At 36.1% G+C, this 12,103-nt stretch carries 9 protein-coding genes and 1 pseudogene; 7 read left to right on the forward strand and 3 right to left on the reverse strand.

Annotated elements, in window-relative coordinates:
• The first annotated feature begins 12 nt into the window (after positions 1 to 12).
• Positions 13 to 1,047 (forward strand): aldose epimerase family protein, encoded by a 1,035-nt coding sequence (locus AB6M99_RS01480; RefSeq protein ID WP_121835067.1) that lies wholly within the window; start codon positions 13 to 15, stop codon positions 1,045 to 1,047.
• Positions 1,048 to 1,084: 37 nt separating this feature from the next.
• Here the strand turns inward: AB6M99_RS01480 and AB6M99_RS01485 are convergent, their stop codons facing one another.
• Positions 1,085 to 1,912, reverse strand: a complete 828-nt coding sequence (locus AB6M99_RS01485) for an AraC family transcriptional regulator (RefSeq protein WP_121835068.1) — start codon at positions 1,910 to 1,912, stop codon at positions 1,085 to 1,087.
• A gap of 100 nt (positions 1,913 to 2,012) precedes the next feature.
• Between AB6M99_RS01485 and AB6M99_RS01490 the strand changes: the two genes are divergently transcribed.
• The 5 genes from AB6M99_RS01490 (at position 2,013) to AB6M99_RS01510 (ending at position 9,146) form a co-directional block, all read left to right on the forward strand.
• Positions 2,013 to 4,178, forward strand: coding sequence for an alpha-galactosidase (locus AB6M99_RS01490; RefSeq protein WP_121835069.1), 2,166 nt, complete (start codon positions 2,013 to 2,015; stop codon positions 4,176 to 4,178).
• Positions 4,179 to 4,189: 11 nt separating this feature from the next.
• Positions 4,190 to 5,428: an extracellular solute-binding protein gene (locus AB6M99_RS01495; protein WP_369350987.1), complete on the forward strand. Its 1,239-nt coding sequence runs from the start codon at positions 4,190 to 4,192 to the stop codon at positions 5,426 to 5,428.
• 79 nt (positions 5,429 to 5,507) lie between these two features.
• Complete coding sequence (locus tag AB6M99_RS01500; protein WP_121835071.1) at positions 5,508 to 6,380, forward strand: carbohydrate ABC transporter permease; 873 nt, start codon at positions 5,508 to 5,510, stop codon at positions 6,378 to 6,380.
• Positions 6,381 to 6,391: 11 nt separating this feature from the next.
• Entirely contained in the window at positions 6,392 to 7,222 is an 831-nt protein-coding gene (locus tag AB6M99_RS01505) for a carbohydrate ABC transporter permease (RefSeq protein WP_121835072.1), read from the forward strand.
• 313 nt (positions 7,223 to 7,535) lie between these two features.
• On the forward strand, positions 7,536 to 9,146 hold the full coding sequence (locus AB6M99_RS01510; protein WP_121835073.1) for an alpha-glucosidase: 1,611 nt from the start codon (positions 7,536 to 7,538) through the stop codon (positions 9,144 to 9,146).
• A gap of 76 nt (positions 9,147 to 9,222) precedes the next feature.
• On the opposite strand, the pseudogene AB6M99_RS01515 reads toward AB6M99_RS01510, so the two are convergent.
• Positions 9,223 to 9,784 (reverse strand): annotated as a pseudogene (locus AB6M99_RS01515) (sugar O-acetyltransferase).
• A gap of 15 nt (positions 9,785 to 9,799) precedes the next feature.
• A complete protein-coding gene (locus tag AB6M99_RS01520; protein WP_369350988.1) occupies positions 9,800 to 10,798 on the reverse strand; it encodes a LacI family DNA-binding transcriptional regulator in 999 nt (332 codons plus the stop codon).
• 131 nt (positions 10,799 to 10,929) lie between these two features.
• Between AB6M99_RS01520 and AB6M99_RS01525 the strand changes: the two genes are divergently transcribed.
• A complete protein-coding gene (locus tag AB6M99_RS01525) occupies positions 10,930 to 12,102 on the forward strand; it encodes a galactokinase (RefSeq protein WP_121835075.1) in 1,173 nt (390 codons plus the stop codon).
• Position 12,103: the final 1 nt, after the last annotated feature.

Genomic DNA, 12,103 nt, shown 5'->3' on the forward strand with positions numbered 1-12,103 from the left:
AGGAGCTATTTTATGACGGTTGAAACAAAGGTTTTAGAGGTTATTGATGGTAAAGAAATTGTTCAAATTCGGTTAGTCAATAAAAATCAAATTACTGCAAGTTTTTTAACATTGGGAGCGACCTGGCAAGAATTTTTGGTACCAACAGGTGCTGGTGACTCTAAAAATCTGTTATTAGGGTTTGATAAACCTAATGATTATGGGAAAAATACACTCTATGCTGCTCATACCATTGGGCGAACAGCGGGACGAATTGCAAATGGTCAGGCGACTATTGATGGAAAAGTTCATCGATTACCAGTCAATAATAATGCTAATACGCTTCATGGTGGTCCTAATGGATTTCACAACCAAGTTTGGGACTATAAAATTGTTGAAGGTGATGGATTTGTAGCAGTTAAATTTAGCTATAAGGCGAAGCAGGAGATTGATGGTTACCCAGGGGATATGGATGTTGTAGCTACTTTTGCTTTAAGCGATGATAACCGTTTGACGATGACTTTCACTGGAAAAAATGCTACTGAGACAACTCTTTTTAACCCAACGACTCACCCATATTTTAATCTGAGTCAGTATCAGGATCTGCATACGCACCGCTTGGAAGTTCGAGCAGATCATGTTTTGGAAGTGAATCATGAATTGATTCCTTCAGGAAATTTCTTAGATGTGACGAATACTCCTTATGATTTTAGAGGAGGACAAAATTTAAGCTCTGCTATTTCCAAAAACGATGGTTTCGATGATGCTTGGGTGGTTAATAGCAAAGTTGGCGAGCCGATTGTAATTTTAACTGATGAAGAAAGTGGCGATCAACTTAGAATCTTCTCAGAGCGGCAAGGAGTTGTTATTTATACGATGAACTCACTTGAAAATGGAGTCTATTTTGCGCGTGATAATGGACTAGTAGGCAAGGCGAAGGAAGGTGTTGCGATAGAGCCTCAAGATTTGCCAGATGCCGTTAACCATGACAATTTTAACCAAGTTTTCTTGAAACCTGGTGAAGAAAAAACATATGAAATTGTTTTTGTTTATGAGAATGTGAATTAATAAAAAAGAAGGAGCCTCTCACAAAAAGGCTCCATTTTCATTGTGGTTTGCGAAAGCTGGTAGGTGATTTTTTGAAATACTGTTTAAAAGCCTTTGAAAAATATAGAGGATCTGAAAAGCCGACAGAATAGGCGATGAATTTGATAGGTTCTTGAGTATTTTCAAGGAGATACTTTGCCCGTTTCATTCGAACTTGATTGAGGTATTCTTTGGGAGATATTTTAAAATAATTACCGAATGTGTTAGTGAGATAGCTTCGGTTAACATTGAGTGTATCGGCGATTGTTTGGATTGTGAGGTTGGTTGATGTGTAGGTTGTTTCAATGATACGACGGCAATTGATGCAAAGCTGTTCAGAGGGATGGATTTCCTTGTGTTTTATTTCTGGTGCTATTGTTGCAAGGTTAAAAAGAAGTTCATAGACCCCGCCTAGGAGATGGAGTTGGCTTGGAACAGAGTGTTGCATTTTTTCGCTTTGTTCAATGATTGATTTGACTAAACGATAAATTGTCTTTGTTTTTGATTTATTGGTTGTCATCAAGATAGCGTCTCTGTTAATTTTTGATAGGTTAAAGTAATCGGTGGCTTTACTTCCGCTTATCCCAATCCAGTAGTAGCTCCACGGATCGTGCTCATCTGCTTCGTAGTAGGTTAATTCATTGGGTTTTAGGAGAAATAAATCACCTGCATTTAATTGTGTTTTAGTTCCTTTATAATAGAATGTCCCTTTTCCGCTTTCGATGTAATGCAAAACGTAATTTTCTCGGATAGCAGGACCAAATCCATATTTTGGTAGACATTGCTCAAAACCGTAAAAGTCAATGCTGAGATCAATCGTATCGTTTTGAAATTCAGAAAAAATCATAAAACACCTCCACCTAACATTTTACCATATTATAAGAACATAATTCCATTTATTAAAACGTTTTCAAGTCCTATAATGTAATCATAAAAGGAGAGAGAGTATGATTGAATATAAGGAATGTAAGCGGCTTTTTCATTTGAAAACACGAGAATTTTCGTATGTTATACAAATTTTAGAGAATAATCTTCTTATTAATCGTTATTTTGGGAAAAAAATAAAATACTTTAGTGATGATAACAAAATAGCATATCAAGATCGTGCATTTTCTCCAAATCCAACAAGTAAGGATAGAACATTCTCCTTAGATACGTTGCCGTTGGAGTTTAGTAGTAATGGTTTAGGAGATTTTAGAACTTCTGCAATTGAGGTGTCTAATGAGTATGGTACAGCATTAGATTTGAAGTACAAGAGTCATAGAATTTATCAAGGTAAAGATTATCTGAAAGGCCTACCAGCTAGTTTTGGTAATGAGGATGTGGTTGAGACACTTGAAATTGAGTTGTATGATTCTCTGTCAGATGTTACGGTGGTTTTATCTTATAGCGTCTTTGAAGAGCGTAATGTCATTACTCGGTCAGCTAAGGTTATAGCTGGAAAAACAGCTATTCATCTTGAAAAATTACTCAGTTTCACTTTGGATTTTCCTCATAAAGACTTTGATGTCCATACTTTAACTGGTAGGTATGGCTATGAGAAAGAATGGACAAAGACACCCTTAACTCAAGGAAAATATAGTATTGGTAGTATTCGAGGGGCCTCAAGTCACTCACGTACACCATTTATAGCTCTTGCTAGTCCAGAAGCGACTGAGCAAAGTGGAGAGATTTATTCTGCTCATCTGATTTATAGCGGAAATTTTACAGCCTTTGCTGAAACGACTGCCATTCATACTACTCGTCTGGGAATGGGCCTAAATGATGAGAAATTTAGATGGGTCTTAGAACCTGGTCAAGAGTTCCAATCACCAGAAGCAATCTTGTCTTACACAGATAAGGGATTTACAGGAATGACTAGAGATAGTCATGAATTTATTCGTCACCATTTGACTAGAGGAACATTTGCTCAGAAAGAGCGTCCTATTTTAATTAATAACTGGGAAGGGACTTACTTCGATTTTACCGAAGATAAATTAATTTCTCTAGCTTCTGAGGCTGCTAAGGTTGGTATTGAGTTATTTGTTCTTGATGACGGTTGGTTTGGTAAACGAAACTCTGATACCTGTTCGCTAGGCGATTGGGTAGAAAATAGAGAAAAATTGCCTAATGGTCTTAAAGGTCTAGCTAAAAAAGTTAACGATTTAGGAATGACTTTTGGTCTATGGTTTGAACCAGAGATGGTTTCAGAAGATAGTGATTTGTATAGAGAACATCCTAACTGGGCTATTCAAATTACTGGAAGAGGTCATACTTATAGTCGTGAGCAATTAGTGCTTGACTTATCTCAGGATGAGGTGTGCGACTATATTATTGAAAGTGTCTCAAATGTTTTAAATTCTGCAAATATTGGTTATGTTAAGTGGGATATGAATAGAAATATAACAAATATTCCTGAGAATCAAGCTAACCATGAAAAACATGAATTTTACCATCGTTATATATTAGGTCTGTATCGTATTTTAGAGACGCTAAATCAGCGATTCCCGAATGTTTTATTTGAAAGTTGTTCGGGAGGCGGAGGTCGTAATGACTTAGGTATGCTTTACTATATGCCTCAGGCTTGGGCTAGTGATAATACAGATGCGATTGGTCGATTATCAATTCAAGAAGGGACTAGTCTGATTTATCCAACAATCAGCATGGGTTCTCATGTATCAGCTGTTCCTAACCATCAAGTTGGACGTATCACACCACTAGAAACTCGTGGAAATGTTGCTATGTTAGGAAATTTGGGTTATGAACTTGATTTGACACAATTAGAGTCAAGTGAATTAGAAGAGATTGCGGAACAAGTAGAAACCTATAAATCAATTCGTCAAACTGTTCAATTCGGTGATTATTATCGTTTACAAAAAACTGATAATACCTATGCTTACAATTTGATATCAAAAGATAAGAGTCAAGTTGTATTTACCTTTGTCAAAATTTTATCACAACCAGAAGCTCCCTTTATTAGAGTTCGATTAGAAGGTTTAGATCCAGAAGCTACCTATTACTGTGAGAAATTATCTGCTAGTTTTGGTGGAGATGAATTAATGAATATTGGGTTAACAATTCCCTATGTTCAAAAAGATTATTTTAGTTTACAATATATTTTCAATAAAAAATAAGGAGAATTTTTATGAAATTCAAAACAGTTTTAAAATGTGCTGCAGTTTGTAGCTTTGCAAGTTTCCTAGTAGCTTGTGGTAACGGTGGTTCAGGTAGTGATGCTAAAGAAATTGAATTTTTCTCACAAAAACCTGAAATGCAAGCCACTTTACAAGAAATTGTAGATAATTATAATAAATCACAAGACGATGTTAAAGTAAAATTAACAAGTGTACCAGATGCAGGAACTGTTTTAAAAACACGTATTGCAAATGGAGAAACACCGGATGTTGTGAATATTTATCCTCAAAATGCAGATTTTAAAGGATGGGCTAAGGATGGTCAATTCGTTGATTTAACAAAAGAAAAAGATATTCTTGGTAACTTGAATGAAGGTGCAGCAGAAGCATATGCAGTAGATGATAAAATTTATAATGTTCCTTTAACCACAAATGTGTCTGGTGTTTACTATAATAAAACAGCTTTTGAAAAATTAGGTATTGAAGTTCCAAAATCATTAGCTGAATTCCAAGATATTGTTAAGAAAATTAAGGAAGATGGTCAAACACCATTTGCAGAAGCACTCGGAGATGCTTGGACAGTGAATGGATTTGCACAATTAGCTTGGATTCAAAGTGCTGGTGGTGCTGATAAGGCAAACGATGTTCTTCGTTTCAGTTATAAAGGTGGTATTAAATCCGACGAAGTAACTAAAAACGTAGCGGCATATTTGGATTTACTTGCTGGCAATGGTCAATCTAACTCTGATGGAGCTCTTTATGCAGATACAGTAGCAGTCTTTGCAGAAGGTAAAGCTTTGATGATGGCTAACGGATCATGGGCATTGACAGTTATCAATCAGCAACAACCTGATTTTGAAGTTGGCTTCTTTGCGATGCCAGGCTTGGCAGCTGATGCTCCGGCAATGACAGTTGGTGCAGCAGATATGGCTGTTTCAGTTTCTGCGGATTCTAAGAATGTAGATGGTGCAAAAGACTTTGTTGAATATTTAAGCTCAAAAGAAGCAATGCAGAAATACTATGATGTTGACGGCTCACCAACTTCTGTTAAGGGTATTAAGACAGATGGAAAATTTGAAGAATTGGCTGACGTAGCTTCACTTGCCTTCACAGATAAACAAGCGATTTGGTTACATTCAGAATGGACTTCTGAAGAAACATTCTGGGACGCAAATGTATCTTACATCAAGAACAAAGACTTAGACGGTTACATTGGTAATTTGAATACATTCTTTGATACAATGAAATAAACCATCATAGTATCTTATTGAAAGTAAGGAGTCTGGATAGTTAACCAGACTCTTTGACTTAGTGATTAAGGAGACTTGCATGAAAAAACAAGGTTTTATTAGTAAATATTGGGCATATCTTTTTGTAGCTATACCAGTGCTTCTTCAGTTAATTTTCTTCTTTTACCCGCTTGTCAATGGATTGATTTATTCATTGACAGACTGGACTGGTTTAACTCGCAATTATAATATTATAGGTTTTGAAAACTATGTCAAGATCTTTCAAGATCAGGCTTTCTATAAAAGTTTAGGATTTACTCTTCTTTTTACAGTAGGGTTAGTTGTTGGGGAAATTACAATTGGTATTTGGCTAGCAACTTTATTAAATCGTAAAATTCGTGCGGTTGGATTCTTTAGAACTTGGTATTTCTTTCCAGCAGTTCTATCAACGGTAACGATTGGTTTAATTTTTAGTCAATTGTTTAACTATGGATTGCCTCAGATTGGTGAGTTATTTGGAATCAAATGGTTAAGTTCCAATCTTCTTTTTCAAGAAAAATCAGTATTTTGGTCTGTTCTATTTGTAGCCCTATGGCAAGGTCTTGCAATGCCGGTCGTTATTCTCTTATCTGGTTTGCAGTCTATTCCTGAGGATGTTAAGGAAGCGGCAGCCATTGATGGAGCCAATAAGCGTCAACAATTTTTCCAAATTGAACTACCATTCTTGCTTCCTTCTATTTCTATGGTTTTTATTTTAGCTATGAAATCTGGTCTTACAGCCTTTGATTTGGTTTATTCATTGACAAAAGGTGGTCCAGATGGGGCGACTAGGACCTTGGGTCTATTGGTTTATGATAATGCATTTACTAATAACCAATTTGGTTATGCTAATGCCTTAGCAGTTGTTCTGTTTGTAATTATTACCATTATTTCAGTGATACAAATTACTCTTTCTAAAAAATATGAAGTGTGAGGTAAACTATTATGAAATCTAAGAAACAAAATAATATCGTTGCCTACACTGTGCTAAGCATCGGGATTTTTCTCATGTTAATCCCATTAGCGGTAACGATTATTAGTTCGTTTAAGACAACTAAAGAGATTACAGGGAATTTCTTTGGTTTGCCTGAAGAGTGGACCTTGTCTAACTATGAACGTCTATTTAATGATGGCATTGTTCATTATTTTCTTAATTCAGCCTTTTTAACAGTTGTTAGTGTGGGATTAATTATCTTGGTAATTCCGATGGCAGCTTTTGCCATTGCCCGCCATATGGATCGTAAGAAAGTATTTGCTATCATGTATACTTTGTTAATCATAGGGATGTTTGTTCCTTTTCAAGTTATCATGTTGCCAATGGCTAAATTGATGAGTAATCTTGGGATGACTAATCTGGTTGGTTTAACTATTTTGTATCTTACTTATGCGATTCCTCAGACCCTGTTTCTATATGTGGGATATATTAAAACTATTGTCCCAACAGAAATGGATGAGGCAGCAGCTATTGATGGTGCCGGTCGCTTTATGATGTATCGAAAAATTATCTTTCCTTTGATGAAACCGATGCATGCCACTGTATTGATTATTAATGCTTTGTGGGTCTGGAATGACTTCTTGATGCCTCTTCTTGTACTTAACAGAGATTCAAGTACATGGACAATGCCACTTTTTCAATATAATTACCAAGGACAATATTTTAGTGACTACGGACCAAGTTTTGCTTCATATGTCGTCGGTATTATACCAATTCTAATCGTTTATCTAATCTTCCAAAAGAATATCATTTCTGGAATGACAAGTGGTTCAGTTAAATAGAAAAGAAACTTTTATAGAAATTAGAAATAAAATCATGTTTATCACATGCTCAGATAGCAAGGATAATATAAAAGAATATGATTAGATTTTAGATGAGGATTTTTAGAGGGACAGTTAGTGATAGTTACTTTTTGCACTTTTTCTGTCAATGGATAAGTAAGTTTTTGCTCCGTTTAACGACTCAGCAGTGAATTTAGACTTAGTGAACTCAGCTCATGCTATGGCGGAAAAGGATTAAGTAATTGTATTTGAGTAATGCTCCCTTAGAGTTGGCTGATTGAGTCAACTCTTTTTATAGAGAAAGAAGGTCAACATGGAAAAACATTGGTGGCACACAGCAACTATCTATCAAATTTATCCAAAATCTTTTATGGATAGTAATGGAGATGGTGTTGGTGATTTACAGGGTATCATTAGTAAATTAGATTATCTGGAGAAGTTAGGGATTACAGCGATTTGGTTATCACCAGTTTACCAATCTCCTATGGATGATAATGGTTATGATATATCCGATTATGAAGCTATTGCTGATATTTTTGGAGATATGTCTGATATGGAAGAACTAATTGAACAGGCACATCAAAGAGGCATTAAGATTATTATGGATTTGGTTGTCAATCATACCTCGGATGAACATGCTTGGTTTGTTGAAGCTAAAAATAACCCTCATAGTGAAAAGAGAGATTTTTATATTTGGCGTAACGAACCTAATGAATTAGTCTCTACCTTTTCCGGTTCTGCTTGGGAATTTGATGAACAATCACAACAATACTATCTTCATTTGTTTAGTAAAAAGCAGCCTGATTTGAATTGGGAAAATGAAGTTCTTAGGCATAAGATTTATGAGATGATAAATTTTTGGGTTGACAAAGGTATTGGTGGTTTCCGCATGGACGTCATCGATTTATTAGGAAAATTACCTGATCAACTTATTAAAGAAAATGGGCCAAAGCTTCATGATTATTTAAAAGAGATGCATCAGTATACACTAGCTGGCAAGGACTTGCTAACTGTGGGTGAGACTTGGGGAGCAACACCTGAAATTGCAAAACGTTATTCTAATCCGGATGAAAAAGAATTGTCAATGGTTTTCCAATTTGAACATATTGGTTTACAACATAAAGAAAATAGACCGAAATGGGAATACATCAAAGAATTAGATGTTCCTGCGTTAAAAATGATTTTCAATAAGTGGCAGACAGAATTGAAATTAGGCGAGGGATGGAACTCTTTATTTTGGAATAACCATGATTTACCTCGGGTTCTATCTATTTGGGGTAATACAGGTGAATATAGGGAAAAATCTGCTAAGGCACTTGCTATCTTACTTCATTTGATGCGTGGTACGCCATACATTTATCAAGGAGAAGAAATTGGAATGACTAACTATCCTTTTGAAAGTTTGTCTGAATTGGATGATATTGAGTCCCTCAACTACGCTAAGGAAGCCTTAGACCTTGGACAATCAGAAGCAGTTATTATGGATAACATTCGAATGATTGGTCGAGATAACGCTCGTACACCTATGCAGTGGAATACTGAAAAGAATGCAGGATTTTCAACATCTGATGAAACTTGGTTACCAGTTAATCCAAACTTCACATTGATTAATGTAGAAGAAGCAGTAAGTAACCCTAATTCTATTTTTTATACTTATCAAAAGTTGGTTAATCTTCGTAAAGAAAAAAGTTGGCTGATAGATGCCGATTTTGAATTACTGGAAACGGAGGATAAAGTTTTTGCCTATAGAAGGTACACTGATGAGGAATCTTATTTAGTGGTCGTGAACTTATCAGATGAGGAACAGTCATTTAGTATTGATGTTGATTACATTGAAATTATTATTTCAAATACAGATGAAGCGGTTATTATTAATAATCATTGTCTAGCTCCTTGGGATGCTTTCTGCGTAAAGATTAGATAAAAATATGAAAACTGAACTAGGACTCAAATCACCAGTTCAGTTTTTTGGTTAATTAGACATGCTTCTGTATTGTATGTTAATCAAGTAATTTTTTAATAACTCGACAAGGTTGACCATATGCTAGAACCCCACTAGGAATATCCTTAGTTACTAGGCTACCAGCTCCTATGACGGTATTATCACCTATTGTTACTCCTGGAAGTACGGTCACATTAGCCCCTAACCAACAATTTTCACCTATAGTAACTGGCAAGTTAAATTGATAAGAGAGGTCACGTAGTTTTGGAGAAAGAGGGTGGCTGGCAGTTGCGATAGTTACATTGGGACCAATCATTGTCTTGCTACCGATTGTAATCGTTGTATCATCAACAAGAGTTAGATTGTAATTGGCATAGACATTATCACCTAGTTTACAGAAGTGGCCACCCCAATTCGCATGAAGAAGTGGTTCTATGTAAACATTATGACCGACCTCCGCAAACATCATTTTTAATAAATCGTTCCGTTTTTCTTTCTCGGAGGGATGTGTGTGGTTATAAATCATATAAGCGTTCTTGACATTTTAATTGCTTTTCAAGAATCTCAGGATCATTTGGAAGATAAAGGTCTCCGGTGTGCATTTTAGGATTAACTGGCATAATGATATATTTCTCCTATAAACTACTATCTCTAATGGTTAATGTAGTAGCTAGACGTGTCATTGTTGGTACTGTGTTGGAGTTAATTAGCTGACGATTTAAAATATCAACTGCAGTCCGTCCCATTTCGTGTGTATGGACTGTCACACTGCTTAATAGTGGAAAAACTTGGCGTGTTAAAGGTGTGTCATTAAAAGAGATGAGGCTGACTTGCTCAGGAACGGCAATTTTTTCCTCGTGTAAGGCTCGAAGAGCGCCGATTGCCATGGTATCATTTGCGATGAAAAAGGCAGGTGGAAGTTGCTCACCTAATGTTGATATGGCTTTTTTCATTAAATCATATCCAGATTGTGTTGAAAAGTTTCCTTGAAAAATCAAGTCACGATTGGAAAGACCCTTATTTACAGCATATTGTTGGAAAAATGTTAGCCGTGGATCTGATAGTGTTTCCTTTTGATCTGTAGTTATTTCCTGACCAGCTAGCATACCTATAGGAGTTAGCTTTTTATGGGAAAAATCATCAATAACAGATTTTACAGCATATTCAAAATCAGTTGTGATACAGGAATAACCTAAGCTGAGTGTGTCACTATCTACAAAAACTAATTGGAAAGAAAGTTTAGCTAGTTTACGTAATTGATTTTTACTAAATTTACCAATTGCAATCAACCCACAAATATCTGTAGAATTTGTAGGAATACTATCGTTAAAAAAGCGGACAATATCGTAGTCCAATTCTTGGGCTCGTTTTTCAATTCCCATGCGGATAGCATAGTAGTAGAGATCATTTAATTCTTCTTGCTCACTATACCATTGTAAAATAGCAATTTTTTGCTTAGTTTTAGAGGAGTTTGTCGATTTTTGATGTTTAGTGTACCCTAGTTCGTCAGCGATAGCTAAAATGCGATGTCTTGTTTCTTGACCTACAGATAGGCTTTCATCACGATTAAGAACACGTGAGACAGTAGCTTGGGAAACGTTGGCCAGTCTAGCTATATCTTTAAGTGTAGCCATAATATATCCTTATTTTTTGTTTTTTATAGTATAACATAAGATGATTATTTAGTAAAACTTTAGTAAAAATATTGACTGTCTATTTATATCATTTTATAATATAACTGAAAACGATATCAAAGGAGTATTTTATGGATACTGAACAATTAAAACAGGCTTTTCTAGACAATTTTGGTGTTGCACCTGATGCAACTTTCTTTTCACCGGGTCGTATCAATTTGATTGGGGAGCATACCGATTATAATGGTGGTCATGTTTTTCCAGCAGCGATTACGCTTGGGACTTATGGGGCTGCTCGTAAACGTGATGACCGCACCTTACGTTTTTATTCAGGCAACTTTGAAGATCTGGGAATCATTGAGTTGAGTTTGGATGATCTTGTGTTCAAAAAAGAGGATAATTGGACTAACTATCCTAAAGGAGTGATTAAGTTTTTGAAAGAAGCAGGGCATGTGATTGAATCTGGTATGGATGTCTATGTTTATGGTAATATTCCAAATGGTTCGGGATTGTCCTCATCTGCTTCGCTGGAATTGTTGATAGGTGTTATTTGTGAAGAGTTGTTTGGGTTGACACTTAATCGTCTTGATTTGGTTAAAATTGGGAAACAAACTGAAAATGACTTCATTGGTGTTAACTCAGGTATTATGGACCAATTCGCTATTGGAATGGGCGCAGATAAGCAGGCAATTTATTTGGATACAAATACTTTGGAATATGAGCTTGTACCACTTGATTTAGGTGACTATGTTGTTGTTATCATGAACACTAATAAACGTCGTGAATTAGCGGATTCCAAATATAACGAGCGCCGTAGCGAATGTGAAACGGCTGTGACCGAATTAAATGCTCTGCTATCTATCGAAACTTTAGGTGAGCTTGATGAAGCAACCTTTGATCAATATGCTTATCTCATTAAAGATGGCAATCGTATCAAGCGTGCTCGCCATGCAGTTTCGGAAAATCAACGGACTCTGAAAGCCAAGGCGGCCTTGGTTGCTGGTGATTTGGACCAATTTGGTCGTTTAGTCAATGCTTCTCATGTGTCTTTAGAGCATGATTACGAGGTAACTGGTGTTGAGCTTGATACTCTTGTTCATACAGCGTGGGAACAAGAGGGTGTCCTTGGTGCTCGAATGACTGGTGCTGGTTTTGGTGGCTGTGCCATTGCAATTGTCCAAAAGGACAAGGTGGAGCAGTTTACTGAAACTGTTGGTCATATTTATGAAGAAAAAATTGGGTATGCGCCAGCTTTTTATATTGCAGAAGTAGCCGGTGGCAGCCGAGTTCTTTCTAGAAAGTAAG

Source organism: Streptococcus hillyeri (genome assembly GCF_041081565.1).
Taxonomy (GTDB): Bacteria; Bacillota; Bacilli; order Lactobacillales; family Streptococcaceae; genus Streptococcus; species Streptococcus hillyeri.